The sequence below is a fragment of the Lysinibacillus halotolerans genome (assembly GCF_003711845.1).
GTDB classification, from domain to species: domain Bacteria; phylum Bacillota; class Bacilli; order Bacillales_A; family Planococcaceae; genus Ureibacillus; species Ureibacillus halotolerans.
The window spans coordinates 1-18534 of the sequence record NZ_RHLQ01000056.1 but is presented as its reverse complement, the minus strand read 5'-3'; the positions used below and the strand labels follow the sequence as shown (position 1 = coordinate 18534).

The window sequence follows — 18534 nt, the reverse complement described above, 5'->3', positions numbered from 1 at the left end:
GACACTGCCAACCATATTTTTGCATTACTTTTTGTACTGTATTTTCACTTATCGGTTCTCCATAAATGCTTGTGATTTTTCGGTATCCGTATCGATATTTATGAAGTTTACACAACTCACCCATTCTCTTATCCCGAATGTCTTTCTTTGTTTCAACGTTATTATTCTTTTTCCAACGATAATAAGATGATCTACCTACCCCCAAGTGGTCACAGATTTCGCCAATTGTCATGACTTCTTTTAGTTCTTCTACCAATTGCACAACTATTCTTGGTACCACTTCCTTTCCAATTCTGCGTACTTTTTTAAAACTTCAATTTGTTGCTTTAAATAACGGTTCTCAGCCTTTAATTTAGCTGTTTCATTTTCATATTCTGGTCCTTTACCATAGGTATATTGCTTTCCAACTGGCTGTTCAAGGCGATGAAGTTCTCCATTTCGATACCACTTCATCCACGTTTTTAGTTGTGTATAATTTCGAATATTCAATTCTTCTAAAACTTGATTAACAGGTATTCCTGCTAATCTCATTTCGATTGCTTTCATTTTAATTTCTACTGGATAACTAACTCTTGTTCCCATAGAAAAAACACCTCCACGTTGGATTTATAGGTTTAATACCCGTTTTTCAACGAAAGGTGTTTTTATTTGTCTCATTTTTTTAGGTCAGTGCGCATTTTAAGGCAAGCAGATTTTTTTATTAGGTTCGAAAAAAGTTAAACAAATTTTAAAAACCTTGGAAATCACCAAATATAGGTTGAAGTAAAGCATTTATCATTGTGAATTTATCAAAATAAAGAATTACACCCATTAGGATCATGATTGCTCCACCTATTCGCATGATTGTCCCTGTATATTTTTTGATCCAAGTAAATTTTGTTGAGTAAAAGGCCATGAAAAGAAAAGGTACACTAAACCCTAAAATATATGCCGCCATATACCATAGGCCTTGGGAAGGATTTGTTCCAACAAGGGTTAAAGTGGCAGCTAAAATAGGACCTGTACAAGGTGTCCAACCGACAGCAAAGGCTAACCCAATGATTAATGAACCGAAATATCCTGCAGGCTTATGTTGAATATGAACTTTTCGTTCTTTCATAAAAAATTTCGGTTGTAAAATTCCAACTGTAATAAGACCAAAGATAATCATTAAAATGGCTCCGATTTGCCGAACTAAATCCCCATACTGAAAATACCAAGATTCAATAAAAGTAGCTCCTTCTGCAGTGCCAAAGCCTAAAACTAAATATATTATTGAAAAACCAAGTAAAAAACAAATTGTATGGAAGATCGCTTTCCTCTGCCCACTCATTTCTCCCTTTTGTATTTTATCCACACTTAAACCTGTTATATAAGATAAAAAGACAGGATATAGAGGAAATACACAGGGAGAAAGGAAAGTTAAAAGTCCTGCTCCAAAACATAGAAAAATGGATATATCCGCTTGCATTAGAAACCTCCACTAAGGGTGTTTTATTTATCAGAATGGCAAATTTTGTTACCACTAGTCATTATATCATCATTTCCTATATCTTTTTTATTTAATTCTATTAAGGTCCATTTACCGATCTCTTACTACCGTTTTCAGGAGGATTCAAATATCGAATGTTCACTATTGAAATAAGGCTAGAAAACATTGTCAAGCCCCTACATTTTAGATTCGTTAAACTAAAATGGCCTATTTTGATAAAAGTAATTTGGCTTCTTAATGAGGTTTTCTATTGGCTTATGGAAAATGTGTGTTGTAGCAGGAGACATCGGTGGAATTAACCATGACCAGTTGCCTGTTACCTTTCGATTCGCCTGTTCTTCTTGTTGCTCAAATAATTGAAATTGTTGGGCTGCTGTATGATGATCTACTATGCTGACACCATCCTCCTTAAAGGAATGAAGGACAGCCGTATTTAACTCAACAAGGGCCCGGTCTTTCCACAATGTCATATTGGAGTTCGTATCCAGCCCAATTGCTTCTGCAACTTCCGGCAACAAATGATAGCGATTAACATCCGCAAAATTCCGCGCCCCAATTTCCGTTCCCATATACCATCCATTAAAAGGTGCTGCTTTAAATTCTATTCCACCAATACTTAACTTCATATTAGAAACAATCGGCACAGCATACCATTTTAAATTTAACTTAGAAATTTGTTCATATTGGGGATGGCGTATTTCAACTTCTAGCACAGCTTCTTTCGGAATTTCAAATAGTGCTGGCTTATTATTTCCAACTTGAATGACGAGGGGCAATATATCAAAGGGTGTTCCCGCTCCCCTCCAGCCTAAGTCCATACAAACTTTCGTAAATGGAATCGAATCTGGATCTCCTACTGTCCCTCCGGATATTTCGTATCCGGCATAGCGAATTAATTGGTAATTCCATATTCTTACTTTATTTTCGTTAAAAATTGTTATAGTCGGTCTAATTTTCCCTTTATTTGTGGCAAATTGTATATGGCGGATAAGGGCAAAAAAGATTTCTTCAGCCGTTTCTAAATGCCGTTCATCAAAAACATGTAACGACTTCCAAAACAAACGCCCGATACAACGATTGCTATTTCTCCACGCGACCTTAGCACCGAAAACTAATTCCTCCGTAGTAGGGTTATAACTTCCGGCACGCTTTATATCATCCAATCGTTCATGCAACCAATCTTCTGATAAATCCGTTTCCTGTATATATAAACTTAAAAACTCTTCGGCGTCTTTTAGTTTTTTTCCTTTATGTTCATATGATGATGTCATGATTATGCTCCTCCATATCGTTATTTTAGAGGAACGAGTTTTAAAATCTCAATCAAGGTAAACTACCTTAAAAGATGTATTTTTTATATATGACTAACAATAGACATACTTTATAAAGAAAAGCTTTATCTACTAAATAAAGTTTCATTATCGTCCTTTCCATTTAAAGTTGCTATTTTCTTTCCAATTTACCTACTAATCTTATATAATGGAATTAAGAATGATAATGGAAAATCATCCTTTTAATTTTCAATTAGAACACCTTATTTTCAATAAGGGATGCCCTATTTTTTATTTTTTTGTAAATTCCGTATTATTTTTTATATAAGATTATTTACATTTTAATATAAATACCTCATAAATCAGATCCTTCAACCATACTAAAAACCCATACAAAGCAACATTTTCATTAATTAATCCAAACTTATATACAAATTTATCTTTACATATTAGGTTCATCATTCGTGCGAATTATTCGTTAAATAGACAAATTTCTTAAAAAGAATTATTATAATTTAGTAGCAATTATGATGTAGATTTGTTATAGTTACTATTGTAAAAGTTATAAAATTTAGGAGGTTTAAACATGACAAATAAAAACGATCAACGTTTAACTACTACTACTGGTGCTCCAGTTGTAAGTAATGACGATGTATTAACAGCAGGTCGTCGTGGCCCAATTCTTTTACAAGATGTTTTTCTAATCGAAAAATTAGCTAACTTTAACCGTGAAGTTATTCCAGAACGTCGTATGCACGCAAAAGGTTCAGGTGCATTTGGTACTTTCACTGTAACTCATGACATTACGAAATATACAAAAGCAAAAATCTTCTCTGAAGTTGGTAAGAAAACTGAAATGTTCGCTCGTTTCTCTACAGTAGCTGGTGAACGTGGTGCAGCAGATGCAGAACGCGATATCCGTGGTTTCGCTCTTAAATTCTACACTGAAGAAGGTAACTGGGATTTAGTTGGTAACAACACACCTGTATTCTTCTTCCGCGACCCATTACACTTCCCAGATTTAAACCACGTTGTAAAACGTGATCCAAAAACTAACATGCACAACGCTAATAGCAACTGGGATTTCTGGACTAGCCTACCAGAAGCATTACACCAAGTAACAATCGTAATGTCTGACCGTGGTATTCCAGATGGTTACCGTCACATGCACGGATTCGGTTCTCACACATACTCTATGATCAATGAAGCTGGTGAGCGAGTATATGTGAAATTCCATTTCCGCACAGAACAAGGTATTAAAAACTTAACAGATGCAGAAGCTGCAAAAGTAATCGGTCAAGACCGTGAGTCTGCTCAACGCGACTTATTCGAAGCGATCGAGCGCGGCGATTTCCCTAAATGGAAAATGTACATCCAAGTGATGACAGAAGAACAAGCTCGTAATCACAAAGATAACCCATTCGATTTAACAAAAGTTTGGTATAAATCTGAATATCCATTAATTCCTGTTGGTGAATTCGAATTAAACCGTAACCCAGAAAACTACTTCGCTGATGTAGAGCAAGCGGCATTCGCTCCATCTAACGTAGTTCCTGGTATTTCATTCTCACCTGACCGTATGTTACAAGCTCGTCTATTCGCTTATGCAGACGCAACTCGTTACCGTTTAGGTGTAAACCATTACCAAATTCCAGTAAACAAACCACGTTGCCCATTCATGGCTTACCACCGCGATGGTGCAATGCGTGTTGACGGCAATAACGGTAGTGCAATTTCTTACTACCCTAACAGCTACGGTGCACTACAAGCTCAACCACAATACAAAGATCCAGCTTTAGCTTTAGATGGTCCAGCTGATGTATATGATTTCCGTGAAGATGATAACAACTACTTCGAACAACCAGGTAAATTATTCAACTTAATGACAGCAGAAGAGCAACAACGTTTATTCGAAACAACTGCTGCAAACATGGAAGGCGTAGAAGAATTCATTAAACGTCGCCACATCCTACACTGCTACTTAGCTGATCCAGCTTATGGTGAAGGTGTAGCAAAAGCTATGGGTCTAACTTTAGATGGTATGGATCTTTCAAACCCATATTTAACTAAAGTAGGTCAATAATATAGTCAACTCCTTATAACAACTTTTCATTGATATCCAATCCAACAAACAAAGCTTCGTAATTCGGTACCGAATTACGAAGCTTTTATTTTAACCAAATAGAATTGTAGAAAGATAAATGACAAAGGTTACTGTTAAACAGCTGACGATTGTGGAGAATAAAACGGTTTGTGCTGCCGTATTTGACTCAATATCGTATTCAAGAGCAAGACTCGAACTGTTCCGAGATGTCGGGAATGAACTTGCAATTAACAATGATTGGGCCACTACCCCATCTAATTTCAGAAGGAAAATAATCAACAGTGCCACCGCTGGGCCAATTATTAATCTCGTAAAACAGCTAATAAGTATTGTTTTACGGAAAATCGTTTTCACTTCAATTTGTGATAACTGGGCTCCAAGGGTAATAAGGGCCAACGCTACAAAGCCATCTGATATATGATCAAGAGGTATCCGGATAGATTGGGGAATTTCAATATTTAGGACATTCAAAAGGATACCAATCACAAGAGCATGGACAATCGGCATTTTAAGAAAATCTTTTACAATCGCAGCACCTGATTTTGTTGTAGAAATTAAATTATATAATCCATATGTATAGGTCGCCATATTTTGGAAAATGACTAGTATTACTTGTATAGCAACTCCTATTGGTTGGGTGGCAAAGACCATCTGAGCAACAGGAATACCGTAATTTCCTGAGTTTATTAAGACAACACTATTTTTAAATACGGCTGACTCCATTCGATTTAACTTCAATAATTTTGCTATAAAATGACTTAAAAGCATCTGACTTCCAATGAAAAGACAAATAAACAATGCCACATGTCCTAATACCGACATTTGAATAGAAGTTTCATAGATATTAAGAAAAACGGCTATAGGCATAAAACAATAGGTAATTAACTGGGACATTGCTTTTAAATTAAAATTAAATTTCTTCTGTAATCCTACCCCTACCCCTAACAAGACAAGAATAGGGGCTACAATTTGGAAGAATATCATGGATAAGTAATTCATCGTTCTTCAAATCCTCTCGGTTTACTCTATTCAATTTACTTTTAAAAGTTCAAAAATGAATTTTAAATTAAAATACTACATTCAAAATTAAATAGTGAGAGATTGACCATTGATCAAATCCCTCACTATGATTATAAACCTAAAAACCCCTATATCCAATTTTTTCATTTTAGCTCTACTTTTTGTATTTTTACGTCCGATTGTAAATTGAATTTAAACTTTTGAATAAATTTATTTCTCCATGAAATGAATAATGCGGCTGCTGATTATTAGACTTATTATTGCATAAAATCGAATACAGATATTCCGTATTGAATATGGAATTCGTTAATTTAAAATAATTCGCCATTAAATATGCTATGCAGCCTGTTACATGGGCAGCAGCTATACTCGTCCCGTAACTAATACAATATCCTTTAGGAATACCTAAGTTATTATTTAAAGGGTCCATTGTTGTAAGATGAGTTGGGTAACAAGTGAGTATAGGGTCGTCTAGACTAAATTCACTTTGGTTCCAATCTCCACCTGGAGCCATAAAATCAACGGCTCCAAAATTAGAATAACTACTTTTTAAACCGTTACTATTGCTAGCTCCTATAAGGAAAACATTTTTATATTTAGTCGTAAAGTTTTTCGAAAGTTTTTTATTTTGATTGCCTGCTGCGATAACAATGATAACATTGTTTTTATTTGCTCTATCAAATACTTCACAAAAAAGTTCAATAAGTTCTTCACTTAATTTATCAAAAGGAATTGAGAGACTTAGATTAATCAAATTTACTTTACTTTTAATAGAGTGATTCATCGCCCTTAACAATTTGGAAACATCGTATGATAGATTATCCGTAATTTTATATACAATTAGTTCTACATTTGAATAACAACCCTGGATAACATTTTCTGCACATATAATTCCCGCTACCATCGTACCATGCCCTAAATTATCTGTTATATCTTGATTACCATTTACAAAATTATATGAATCATTTAGATTTATTTTCCCATTAAATTCTGTATGCTTATAATCAATTCCACTATCAATTAAAGCAATTTTCGGCTTAAATGAATTGTTCTCTAAATGCAGGTTCTTTTTAATTTGTAATCGTTCAATATTCCATTGAAAACGTTCCATATTAAAGTTACTCTCCATTAGCAACTCCCTGTTTATAATTAGTGAAAAATTGCTCAATCTTTTTAGCTAATTGTTCTTTGTCTTCCGCCCTTTTAATAGGATGCTCTAAAATCAATTTTGACAGTTTTTCGTTGCCTTCGAAAAGTTCCTTATGCTCTTCATATAGCTTGTAAACTTCCGGATATTTCTTCGATAACTTATCCATTTTTGTATTTATTTTATGTTGAGGTGTTCCGAAACCTAAAGATGTATAAATTGAAAATGCAATATCAAAAAGTAAATCTAAAATAAACATTCTATCACCTCATAAATTAATCAAAAGATTGAGTTTGAACAAAATAGGAATATTTTTCATGACTACTCATCAGTTCATCATGGGTTCCAATACCCGTTATTACCCCATTATCTAAAAATATAATTTGATCTGCGTTTTTTACTGTCGACAAGCGATGGGCAATGATAAGCGTAGTTCGATCCTTTATTAAATTATTAATGGCTTCTTGCACGTACACTTCACTTTCACTGTCTAAACTTGAAGTAGCTTCATCTAAAAGGAGAATTTTAGGATCTCTAAATAATGCACGACCTATTGAAATTCTTTGTTTCTGTCCTCCCGATAGTTTCACACCACGTTCGCCAACTAATGTTTGATATTTATCTTTAAATTTTGCAATAAACTCTTCTGAATTTGAAATTTTTGCAATACGATGTAAATCCGCTTCTGTATAATTATTATCTATTCCATAAACTAAATTTTCTTCAATCGTTCCACCCATCAATGAACTTTCTTGCATTACATAACCAATCTGTTTTCTCCATTCATGTAATGGATATTCATTAATATTTACATTATGAAATGTTATCTCACCTTCCGACACTTGATATAGCCTTTCTAGTAAATAGAAAATGGTTGATTTTCCAGATCCAGAAGGTCCTACGATTGCGGTGATTTTTTGAGCTGGAATTTTAAAGTTTACATTTTTTAATACGATTTCCTCTTCGTTATAAGCAAAGGATACATTTTTAAATTCAATATCTCCTAAACTTTGTTCAATGTACTCATTATCATTATTTTGTTTGTTTTCAAGAAGTCGTTCTTTCTCTTCTAAATACAAATCATATAACTTCTTCGTTGCACCTTCTGTTTTCTTAAACTCAGTAAAGAAAGCAGATAATGAAGCCATTGGTGTAACCGCCTGAACTAAATAAAAAATAATAGCAACGAAGGTTCCTGCAGTTAACGTTCCGATTGAAATACGGTATACCCCATATCCAATAACTGAAAATAATACAAAAATTAAAGTAGAAGTAACAACAGGGGAAACTATCGATTGAATCTTCGCTTCCTTTAAGCTTAAATTATATAAATCTTTTAAACTCTTGTTCGCATTACTTAACTCTTTTTTTTCCGCGTTATAAACTTTCACAAGTCTTATTTCCGATAAAACTCGATTTAATAAACCAGTAAAATTCGCTAATGTGTCTTGTTTCTCCATTGCAATTTTATAAGTTAAATTACCGATTGGTATAATCACCACTAAAATAATAGGGATTGCGATAAAAATTAGCACTGTAAGTTTCCAGTCTAAAATGAATAACATCGTAATGGAGCCAACTATAATAATAACTTGAGAAATTAAATTAGTTAATTTTTCGGTTATGAAGTCATTAATCGTTTCTACATCATCAGTCATTCTGCTAATGACAACACCCGTTTCTGTTCGGTCGTAATAGGAAACGGGAAGCTTAATAATATTGGAAAAAATAGTTTCCCTTAATCCAAACATAATTTTACTTCCCAATAATTTTATTAAGTAGAACGAAGTACCACCGGCTAATCCGTTAATGGCAAAAATAACGATATATGTTATGACGTCTTTACTTGAAGCGCTATTATTCGTAAAAGCATCAATTAAATCTCTCGTTAAAATAGGTAAAGCTAAGGAGATAACCGCTGATGCAATAGAAAGGACAATGATTGTAAATAATAATGCTTTTGGCCATTTGACTAAATTTAGTAGTTTTAATAATGTCATAATATCTCCTTTACTTACTCAATCTAATCTAATAAAAATAATGCATCCCACTTTGTTTTTATTTGTTGTTGCTCAAGAAATAGTAGGGTTAAGTAAATACCCGAACTACCAGTTAGTAAACAATATTTATCCATTAAAATCACTTTTCCGTTATACTCCTCTACGTCTTTAAACCCAAATTTATACTTCGCATCATAGGAGGAAGTTAAACTATTTAACAATTGATTACTTAAAGTTGGTAAAACCTCGAAGTTTTTCATTATCTTCAGTTTTTTTATTGAAAGTAATGTTCCGGCATATCCATGACAGATGCTTGGAGAAATTAGATTCATATGAATATTAGCTTCTTCATATGAATCTAAACAATTATTAGTAAATAATAATAGATTGTGATTATTTAACAATTCCGCAGCTGCTGATAAAGCATAAACAATCATTAAATCCCCATAACACCAACTTAAATTCAATTGATTTTCACTATATTGAATATCCTTTTCTTCGAATAATTGTTCCCATTTTAATTTTTTCTCCCATACGAAACAATCGTTCCATGTAGATTTCGTATTATAGAACCATTCTGTTAATACTTTAATCGCCGGCTTTATATTCTCCTTCTTAAGCACTTTATAAAGTTTGATTAAAATTATTAATACGCCGCAAATTCCATGGGAGACACCTTGATTAAAATTACCAAGGCGATATTTTACTTTCTCCTCATTAAGAAATTGATTTTCAGCTTTAATTAACCAATTAGGGACTTTCCTGTCATTTTCAATATGATACTCGGCTAATTCGATAAAATAGTCCGTTATATCATATAGTAAAGGTAAATATTCCTTATGATCCATTTTGTAACTTAAAATATACTGAGTGATTCCTACTAGCCCCTCCATCAAGTCGAAATCAGTCATTTTCACATTATCGTTTGATAAATTTAGTTTAGCTTCATTTAATTTCTTCCGGATCTGTTCCTTTAAAACTTGATCGCAACTTTCAATAATATCACCATACATATCTTTATTCTGATTTAACGTTTCTAATACAAAACATACACCTGCTAGTCCTGACCAAAGACCAGGATTGTCAATAGATTCAATTCCTTTGCGATTAATCCCTAATTTCAAAATTTGATGGGCGTATAAAAGGTATTTCATATCCCCTGTTACTTGATACATTTCAGATAAAAATAAACAGTTCCCGATTAATCCGTTAGCAATATCGTAATATGAAAAGTTATAAAATAATTCACCAAAAGGGTGTTCAAGTTTTTGAAATTCCTCATTTGTATAATCAATGACACTTTTAATATCTCGAAAGTTTTCAGCATATGCAAACAAGCTTTCTTGTAATTTCATATCATTTTTTATCAATTATTTATCCTCATTTCTTACAGTTAGATTTACTAAAGGATTAAACCAACTTTGTAACTGTTATGTTGAGAAAAACTTTTAATATAGAAGAAAAATCAAATTTTAAAAAGCCGTGATGACGGAAATGAACTTAATGTGTAGTTAAAGCTTTATAGGACTCTTCCTTCAAATAGTAATAAATCATATTTAACATCTTTTCTTCTTCTGTATTATGGATACCTAATCTGTTTAGATGCATATGAAGAATCGATGCAATGTAATACTCGTTCATACTAAAGTTATTTAGAAAATCTTTATACTCTTTCAGCCTCTTCTTCCACATTACGCCTATATCAGAAGTGAGAAAGCTATTTAAACCTTGTTCAACTTTATCCTTTTTTCGATTCTCTTTAATTTCCTTTCGATAATCTTTATAATATTTCTTATTGATATTGAAGTTTTCACCTATCCAATTAAGTAGTTGCCCCGCTTCAATAAATTCATTTAACATCGCAGTTGAGATAATGGTTAAAATATAATATTTAATATCTTTATTAGCCTCAATTAACCTTAATAAATGTAAAACAAGGAGAGAATCTACAATAAATACATTTTCCGCTAAAGTTATTCCTTCGGGTCCACCATATCTTTCCAACTCCCTTTTATACCTTGTATAATTAGCATCATAAATTAAACGTTGTTCAAAAAGATAGTTTAAAAGTTGATGCAAATTATCTTGTACGATGTTCTTATTCCCTTCAAAAAACTTCACCCTTAGACGAATATGAGGTCTTGGATCGGCATATTTAATATAAAAAACTTCTCCTATGCCATCGATTTTCTGAATAAATTCTAATAAATTGTTCGTTAATATTTTGATATCTTTCCCTATTTGATAATAAAGCTTTACATAAAACCAATTTTCAGGATATCTATTAGTCGATAAATTTGATTCATATAAAGTTAGTTGTTTCGAAGTTTTTTGCTGTTGATTTTCATTTTTTAATTGTTTTTTAACAAAGACAGAAAACACAATTTCATTAATAAATAAATCGTTATTATTATCTTTTAAAATACTTTTATAATTTAATTCATCTGCCTCAACAATATACAGTCGCTTTTTACTGGCAAGTTCTTTAATTAAAATTTCCTTGCTATAGTTAAAGTTTAGATCAATAAGGACGAAATTATCATAATCTACAATCTTTACGAAACGAGGAACATTATATTTTGCTATAAACTGATTCACATACTCTTCAGCCTCTTTTTTGTCCTTTATTTGCAAATTCCAGCTTTTAGGTTGTATTATAAAATCCCCACATTTAATACGAGGTAAGCTAGGCTTATTATCAAGAATTCCCCAGTTAAAAGATTGCGTTGAAAAATTATTATATAGCTCAACATCAATCATAAATCGATATATATTTGGGGTATTCATTTGATGATTTAACATATGTGAAATAGTGAATTTAAGATCTTTCCTTAACTTTTTACTATAAAACTTCAGTTTTTCACCATCTGTATAAACGTAAATATCTTCTAAATCCACTAATTCTTTTGCGGCATTATGGAATGAGGAAATGGAGATTTCATATTGATAACTTGAAGGTGCCTTCATCACATTCGAAGCCCTCGGAATAAAAGGACTCAAAGTTACATTCACTAGCTCAACATTAGAATCAATGGATAATAAATCTTCCTTTTGTTTACTTAAAAACGTTTTTACTTCTTTTTCAGGTAAACCGTATAAAAATCTTCCTGCCGTTCTTCCAGCAAATGGCGAAAAAATATTCCCTGACGGATAAATGCGGTAATGATCACCATCTTGATAAACAGATACGTAAATATCTGCACTTCCCTCTTTTAACTCTGTTGAATCAATTTCAAAATTTACTAGAAGTTCTTGTATATCAATTTCCTCAATTTTTTCATGTAGTAATAAAGTTATAAATTCATTAATAAAGTTATTTTTTTTAGGAGGTTGAAAGCTATTGGAATTGTAATATTCAAAGTCCAATACACTAGACGGATTTAAATAAGTCGGCGGCGGTCCTAATTCACTTTTATCATTAATTAATGTTTTAATAGGAACACCTACATTTATACCGTAGTTATCCATAAACTTATTTAAGTAATATTCCATTACTTTATCTCTCGAATCTAATAAAGCTCCTATTTTATACATAATTTGTGAGTACTTTATAAACTCCTTTTTTAAGGAATACGGTAAAGCTAGCTTTTTTGAATAAAAACTATCGATTTGGTAATATTCTTTTACTTCAACAAATTCTTTCATTACCTTTTCTTTTTCTAAATAACTGTCATCTAACCCCGTTACAGTAATACTATCTAAAAATAAAGTGTATGGTTTTGCAGCATCACCTAAACTGTTTAATAAATTTTTCAATTCTAAAATTTTATCTTCAACTGAGTTCGATATTCTTAGATTAGAGATTAAATACTCTTTATGTAATAAATTTTGTAAATAATTCAACGCGTCCACTTCTTCAATTTTCTGTTCACTTAAAATAGAAAGAAAACTCTCTACACGATTACCTGACTTAAAATAATTTAATGTGTATTCGAGTAAATTTGTCTTTTTCAAATTTACCTCTTTTATCGAAGTCTTTTCGTCAGCATCACTACTTGTATAATAAGCTAGATAATATGTGGAGTCCTCTTCGATTATTAAATCATTTGTTTTTAATTCTAAAGAACGAAGTATTTTAAAATCGTTTTCCAATTTTAAAATAAATCCGTTTAGCCATTCTTCGCTAATTCTTATTTGCGGGATCAAATCACTTTTTGAAATTTTCGGTAGTTCAACCTCCTGATTTTCAAAATGTCCCAATGCAACGGATGAAAACAAACTAAAAGGAGTAGGTCTACTATAAAACCTTTTATAGTACTTTATTAGAGAATGTAATATATTATCAATTTGCTTTTTACTTTTAACCTCTAGATTTGTAAGGTTGTGGAATAAAGAGGGGCTTGCTGTTTTAATATTAAATACAAACTCATTATCTTCTAATAAAAACTTGATTAATTGGATTTTATTAAAATTATCGGAATTAAAACGATTTAAATGATCAATTAAATGATTCACAGGCCTATTTGGAAATCTAACAGTGACAAACTCACCTATTTCAAAATTTAAGGAGCTTAACATATTTTTGTATACCTCCTGATTTTCCAACGAAATTTTTTAATCATGTTTATTACTTTTAATTTTCTGAAATAATTATTATAATTAATAATTGTAGACATAAGGAGGCCTAGAATAATTTTATTTTTTTTCTTCTAAAGAATTAAATAATTTTATTTTAATTAAAAGCAGGACATAGTACAGAAACTTGTACAGTTGCATGTACAAGTAGATTTGCACGTAACTTTAGTTGCTAATTTAGTAATAACTGACAAAGTTTCTAAATCACCAGATAGCTCCATAGCGTCTGCCGTAATTTCAAAGTCTAGTGCAAAATCATCTTTACTAAATTTTAACTCAGGATTTTGTTGTAAATTCAATATAATCCGCTCCTTTTTAGTGCCTCCTTATGCCTATTTAAAATCTACCTTATTCCCTCAAAGATATAAAGATAGTTTGAAAAAAATGGTAAAAAAAGATTAGGTAGTTTCATCATTATTTACTACAAACTAAATTTAATTTTTAGAAAATTCAATTTTTAGATACACCTTATATCCTACTGTCTATTTAAATTATAAATATTGGTATTTATATAAATAAATAGACCTATTTAAAACCATTATTCCTTTTAAAAAATTATCTTCTCTCTCCCGATCTATGTATAAATCGCTATACTTGATTAAATTTTTATCATTTTTTCAATACATCTTATACTTTAATTTCAAAGTTAATGTACTTTCTCACTTTTATTTGGAAGAAAAAAATAGTAAATCAACTAATCACTTCCACCTTCCAATTTTCTTTCATGAATTAATCCAGTCTACTGAATATGATAATACTTTCGTTCTACTCAATTCCTAATAGATAAAAAGACTAAAACAATTGCCACGATTCATTTTGATTGTTACCATCAAAGTAAATCTAGAAATAAAAGAGGTCAATAAATGAAAGAACGTAAAAATAAAAGACACTTTTACATCTGTCTTTTCATCTCGGTACTGTTTACCATTAATTTGATTAGAACGTATTCAACTACTGGTGAGTTACCAGTTGGAAACGCTATTTTTACTGGTGTCATTTACATTGCAACAATTTTATCGGCCATGACATTAAAAACGAGCTCAAAAAAATAAGCCAGTGCTTAAAATGCCCCGACATCCCTGAAGTATTTAGATACTTTAGATTTTTTGTACAACGATATACAAATATTTGATATATTTTGGTTATGATTTTTCTTTGGAAGGAAGATGAGTATGCTAAAAATTGATGAGCAACTCCTCAATGAATCAAAGGGATTAATAGGACAACCTCTCGAAGATGCTATTTTCAACCTTCAGACGAAAAAATTGCATTTTGATATTTTCGGCGCTGTGCTTCCGAAAGATTTATTATTAGTTAATTTAGAAAAAGCTAGAGATCTTGTCGTATCCATTGCTCAAAAACATTGGGGAGAAGTTGATTTATTTTTACATGCAACATTACAAAAAACATCTATTGATCTTGAAAATGCAAATCAGCGGCTTATCTCCTACTTCTCTTCACCCCAAGGAACAAAAGCCCTTTTTGATTATTTGTTAGTACATCATTCAATGGAATTTGAGAACTTAATTACCCTTGTATTTGGTAAAGAAGTGAAACTATCAAAATCCGTTGGCGGATTAAGACAAATCCATCTATACAAAATCGGGAAAAAATTCTTTATACATATCATATACAACGACCATTCCTCATTTTGGAATGTATTGTTTTTGAAAAAAATTTATTCTATTTTTATACAAACACCGTTAGAGGACATCCAAAATCCGACTCAATTATTAAAACAATTTAAATTTTTGTTGGAGCAATTCTACACGCTAAATCAATCGGTTATTATTATGAATCAATTGATTTCCTATATTGATAATGAAAATATTCGTTCCTATCAATTAAAGGAATTCCATCTATTTAATTTGATCGCGCATTATAACGGAGGAAAAAGACATTTTCGCAAATTAAATGCAATGATTGAGGAAATTATTGTTAATTGGGGAAAAGGAAAATGGGCCTTATCTGAAAAGGAGTATACGCTTTTAATCTATATACAAGCCATTACGGCTTACAAACAAAGTCATGTAGACAAAGTAATTGAATATGGTAAATATTTAATTACAAAAGATCGGTTAATTAACCATGCCATTGAATTACTATTGGAATATAGTGATGTATTGCCCAACTTAAAGCCTGAGCCATCAACACTTGTAAAACGATACGATAAAAACTATTTGGAACATATCTTTTTTATATTAATCGACGCCCTTGTTCAAAATAAACAATTCAATGAAGTAATCCAACTAATTCAACAGCATGAAATGGCATCTTGTACAAGTATATATGATTATTTCAATATACTAGACATGAGACAAGAAGCATTATTTAAAATTGAAGCAACTGTTCAAAGGGATATTGCCTACATTGTCCATAACTCACCTCAATATGTATGGCAATCTATTGAAGTTTGGTTACAACAATACCAAAATGAAGAAAGTCCTTATTTCGAAATTTCAGAGATGACGTCTAAACATTTATGCAATTTGTTAAAGGCACTATTTGCAACAGAACAGTTTGAGCTTTTTGAGAAGTTAATGGAAATCTATAATAAATATTTGAAAGTAAATTCCCACTTTGACGACTTAAAAGAGTTTGTCTCTCAATATGTGAAAGTTAAGCAATAAAATAAGGAAGGGATAATTGCTTCGAATTTCTTTCATTATCACAAATATAATGTTTTATTTTTCCTTCATAAATTAACGTTAAATATGGAAAGTCCATAAAATCATTAGGTTTTATAAAAAATGGACTTCGACCACATAGGGAAAGCCCTACTTGTTCAAACAAGGTTGCAATAAACTGAGAGCAAAAAAAGGCGTTTTCCCTTTTTACTTTTAATCGACACATAACTCCAAATAATCCGATAAAATTATACTTATATGCATCTTTAAACTGTTTATAATATTGAATACTATTTTTTAACAATGTGTATTGTTCATTTGTAACAGAGCAAGCATATATAGCACAGTTTGCTTCCCCTAATAAATTCGATGAAGGATTTTCGTGAACAAATCCACCTATAAACGGATTCTTTTCCCTTTTCCTCCCAAAGCTATACATTTCTTTTAGCTCTGAATCAAATGAAATCGAAACATGGGTAAAATGATGTTGTGTATATAAATGAATCGCCCTCGATAAAAGAGTTTTCGTTTCAGTCAAAACAATATAAACTACTTTATCCATATAATGTACCTCCTAAAAGCCAAAAACCATGTCTAGTATTAATACTAGTCAATATTTATGAAGATTTGTTACCGAAAATTATTAAGATTTCCTTAAATCGATAGACCTACTTATATGGAAATACGTTTCTAATTTGGAAAAGTTTCAAAAAAAGAGCTATCTCATAAAAATTGAGACAACTCTTTTCATGAAATCGTCAATTAATAATGTCCTGTTACTCTTTTAATTACTCCAAAACGCCCTTTTCTTTAAATCGTTGAATCTCTTCTTCTGAATATCCTAATTGAACTAAAATTTCTTCTGTATGTTCCCCAAGTTTCGCTCCTACAAATTTATAGGTTGGTTCAACTTGATTAAATTTAATTGCGGTTCCAATTTGCTTTTGCATTTTCCCATCCTTTTCTGGAACTTCTACAATCATATTACGGTCCTGAATTTGTGGGTGATGACATGCCTCTTCGAAATTTAAAACTGGTTCTACACAGCCTTGAAAATCTTCACTGAATACCTCTAACCATTCATTAAAAGTTTTTGTTAAAAAGGCATCTTTCACCGCTTCCTTAAATCGTTTTTGTGTATAGGAGGAGTCATTGAAAGTACTTTGTATTAATTCTGGTATTTCTAACGCTTCACAAAGTAACTTTCTAAACTGCGGTTCTAAACTTCCGACCGAAAAATATCGACCATCCTTTGTTTGATAATAGTCATAGAAAGTTCCTCCATTTAATATTTCTTCCTCCGGTTTAGGTAAATGTCCACCAGCTAAAAAGGAAGTCCCGTATAGTGCATTAAAGGTAAATGCAGCATCGGTCATTGAAACATCTACATATTTTCCTTCTCCCGTTTGTTCTCGGTGAAAAGCTGCAGCTAGCACCCCTACCGCTGCATGTAAAGTTCCTCCAGCAATATCTGCAATTTGTATCCCCATAGCTACAGGTTTTTTCCCCTTCAACCGAGAATGATCAAGAACACCTGCGATAGATAAATAGTTATTATCGTGTCCTGGGCGGTGTCTATAAGGCCCAGTCTGACCATATCCAGTTATCGAGCAATAAATAATTTTCGGATTTACTGCCTTAAGTGATTCGTAATCTAAACCAAGTCGTTTCATAACACCAGGTCGGAACCCTTCAATTATAATGTCATATTCCTGAATTAAAGATTTAACAATTTTAACCGCTTCTTCCGTCTTTAAATTTAATGTAAGCGATTTCTTAGAACGGTTTAAATGTTGGTGAATATAAGATTCCTTATGCTCATCGTAGGGGGGCATTATACGCATTAAATCCACCCTTCGTGATGATTCAACGTGAATAATATCCGCTCCATAATCGGCAAACATCATCGTAGTAAATGAGCCTGGTAACATTGGTGAAAAATCGAGAATTTTTAAACCCTTCAAAAGCGTCATTTTCCCATCCCCTTTAATGTACAAATCGCTAAAAATACACCGCCTAAATTTCCATCCAATTTTTTAACAAAACGAATCTGTTTTAATACAGGTTAAATAATTAATAACAGTATTATAACAGTATTTTTTTCAAATTTATACATTTTCATTGTATTTATAAAAATTATCTGAGAATTATATGGGGTTAAATTAGGGAATATGCTAAACTCCTGAAAAAGCATTACGAAAAAAGAGGCTGGGACAAAACCCACCTCTGAAATGAAAAGCCGGTGAAATTTTACGATAAGTAAAATTTCACCGGCTTTGATTATTTTAAATAAAAAATAAGGACCACTTCTGATAAAAT

The 18534-nt window shown here is 31.7% G+C and carries 15 protein-coding genes and 1 pseudogene; 3 read left to right on the top strand and 13 right to left on the bottom strand.

The genetic code is table 11. The annotated features are described in order from the left end of the window. The 3 genes and pseudogenes from EC501_RS18675 to EC501_RS16215 all read right to left on the bottom strand — a co-directional run. Positions 1-582 (bottom strand): annotated as a pseudogene (locus tag EC501_RS18675) (helix-turn-helix domain-containing protein); the annotation flags it as partial. 145 nt (positions 583-727) lie between these two features. Continuing rightward, a complete protein-coding gene (locus EC501_RS16220; RefSeq protein ID WP_122973393.1) occupies positions 728-1450 on the bottom strand; it encodes a cytochrome c biogenesis CcdA family protein in 723 nt (240 codons plus the stop codon). A gap of 218 nt (positions 1451-1668) precedes the next feature. Further along, entirely contained in the window at positions 1669-2742 is a 1074-nt protein-coding gene (locus EC501_RS16215) for a nitric oxide synthase oxygenase (RefSeq protein ID WP_122973392.1), read from the bottom strand. A 586-nt stretch (positions 2743-3328) separates the two neighbouring features. On the opposite strand from EC501_RS16215, the gene EC501_RS16210 reads away from it, so the two are divergent. Then, complete coding sequence (locus EC501_RS16210) at positions 3329-4825, top strand: catalase (RefSeq protein WP_122973391.1); 1497 nt, start codon at positions 3329-3331, stop codon at positions 4823-4825. Between the two features lie 90 nt (positions 4826-4915). Here the strand turns inward: EC501_RS16210 and EC501_RS16205 are convergent, their stop codons facing one another. From EC501_RS16205 to EC501_RS16175, 7 genes are all read right to left on the bottom strand, one after another. Then, complete coding sequence (locus EC501_RS16205) at positions 4916-5845, bottom strand: AEC family transporter (protein WP_122973390.1); 930 nt, start codon at positions 5843-5845, stop codon at positions 4916-4918. A gap of 190 nt (positions 5846-6035) precedes the next feature. Next, on the bottom strand, positions 6036-6977 hold the full coding sequence (locus EC501_RS16200) for a S8 family peptidase (RefSeq protein ID WP_158599732.1): 942 nt from the start codon (positions 6975-6977) through the stop codon (positions 6036-6038). 7 nt (positions 6978-6984) lie between these two features. Beyond that, complete coding sequence (locus EC501_RS16195) at positions 6985-7272, bottom strand: hypothetical protein (protein ID WP_122973388.1); 288 nt, start codon at positions 7270-7272, stop codon at positions 6985-6987. 16 nt (positions 7273-7288) lie between these two features. Next, entirely contained in the window at positions 7289-9013 is a 1725-nt protein-coding gene (locus tag EC501_RS16190) for an ABC transporter ATP-binding protein (RefSeq protein ID WP_122973387.1), read from the bottom strand. A 23-nt stretch (positions 9014-9036) separates the two neighbouring features. Beyond that, positions 9037-10383 carry a lanthionine synthetase C family protein gene (locus EC501_RS16185; protein WP_122973386.1) on the bottom strand — a complete coding sequence of 449 codons (1347 nt, stop codon included), beginning with the start codon at positions 10381-10383 and terminating at the stop codon, positions 9037-9039. Positions 10384-10513: 130 nt separating this feature from the next. Next, entirely contained in the window at positions 10514-13531 is a 3018-nt protein-coding gene (locus EC501_RS16180) for a lantibiotic dehydratase (protein WP_122973385.1), read from the bottom strand. A 158-nt stretch (positions 13532-13689) separates the two neighbouring features. Next, on the bottom strand, positions 13690-13887 hold the full coding sequence (locus EC501_RS16175) for a hypothetical protein (protein ID WP_122973384.1): 198 nt from the start codon (positions 13885-13887) through the stop codon (positions 13690-13692). A 564-nt stretch (positions 13888-14451) separates the two neighbouring features. On the opposite strand from EC501_RS16175, the gene EC501_RS18440 reads away from it, so the two are divergent. Next, positions 14452-14640 carry a hypothetical protein gene (locus EC501_RS18440; RefSeq protein ID WP_122973383.1) on the top strand — a complete coding sequence of 63 codons (189 nt, stop codon included), beginning with the start codon at positions 14452-14454 and terminating at the stop codon, positions 14638-14640. Positions 14641-14760: 120 nt separating this feature from the next. Next, on the top strand, positions 14761-16218 hold the full coding sequence (locus EC501_RS16165; RefSeq protein WP_122973382.1) for a hypothetical protein: 1458 nt from the start codon (positions 14761-14763) through the stop codon (positions 16216-16218). On the opposite strand, the gene EC501_RS16160 is transcribed toward EC501_RS16165, so the two are convergent. From EC501_RS16160 to EC501_RS18555, 3 genes are all read right to left on the bottom strand, one after another. Then, positions 16208-16777, bottom strand: coding sequence for a hypothetical protein (locus EC501_RS16160; RefSeq protein WP_122973381.1), 570 nt, complete (start codon positions 16775-16777; stop codon positions 16208-16210). The two genes, EC501_RS16165 and EC501_RS16160, sit on opposite strands and share 11 nt — an antisense overlap. Positions 16778-17003: 226 nt before the next feature. Beyond that, the gene (locus EC501_RS16155; protein ID WP_122973380.1) at positions 17004-18188 is read right to left on the bottom strand and encodes a CaiB/BaiF CoA transferase family protein; all 1185 of its coding nucleotides are present in this window, start codon (positions 18186-18188) and stop codon (positions 17004-17006) included. A gap of 92 nt (positions 18189-18280) precedes the next feature. Then, positions 18281-18534 (bottom strand): hypothetical protein (locus EC501_RS18555; RefSeq protein WP_206613380.1); only part of this gene is annotated, 254 nt, incomplete at its 5' end.

Coding starts and splice junctions, on each gene's coding strand:
- EC501_RS16215 (WP_122973392.1), bottom strand. CDS start 2,742: ATGACATCATCATATGAACATAAAGGAAAAAAACTAAAAGACGCCGAA.
- EC501_RS18440 (WP_122973383.1), top strand. CDS start 14,452: ATGAAAGAACGTAAAAATAAAAGACACTTTTACATCTGTCTTTTCATC.
- EC501_RS16155 (WP_122973380.1), bottom strand. CDS start 18,188: ATGACGCTTTTGAAGGGTTTAAAAATTCTCGATTTTTCACCAATGTTA.
- EC501_RS16160 (WP_122973381.1), bottom strand. CDS start 16,777: ATGGATAAAGTAGTTTATATTGTTTTGACTGAAACGAAAACTCTTTTA.
- EC501_RS16210 (WP_122973391.1), top strand. CDS start 3,329: ATGACAAATAAAAACGATCAACGTTTAACTACTACTACTGGTGCTCCA.
- EC501_RS16195 (WP_122973388.1), bottom strand. CDS start 7,272: ATGTTTATTTTAGATTTACTTTTTGATATTGCATTTTCAATTTATACA.
- EC501_RS16190 (WP_122973387.1), bottom strand. CDS start 9,013: ATGACATTATTAAAACTACTAAATTTAGTCAAATGGCCAAAAGCATTA.
- EC501_RS16165 (WP_122973382.1), top strand. CDS start 14,761: ATGCTAAAAATTGATGAGCAACTCCTCAATGAATCAAAGGGATTAATA.
- EC501_RS16205 (WP_122973390.1), bottom strand. CDS start 5,845: ATGAATTACTTATCCATGATATTCTTCCAAATTGTAGCCCCTATTCTT.
- EC501_RS16220 (WP_122973393.1), bottom strand. CDS start 1,450: ATGCAAGCGGATATATCCATTTTTCTATGTTTTGGAGCAGGACTTTTA.
- EC501_RS16180 (WP_122973385.1), bottom strand. CDS start 13,531: ATGTTAAGCTCCTTAAATTTTGAAATAGGTGAGTTTGTCACTGTTAGA.
- EC501_RS16200 (WP_158599732.1), bottom strand. CDS start 6,977: ATGGAACGTTTTCAATGGAATATTGAACGATTACAAATTAAAAAGAAC.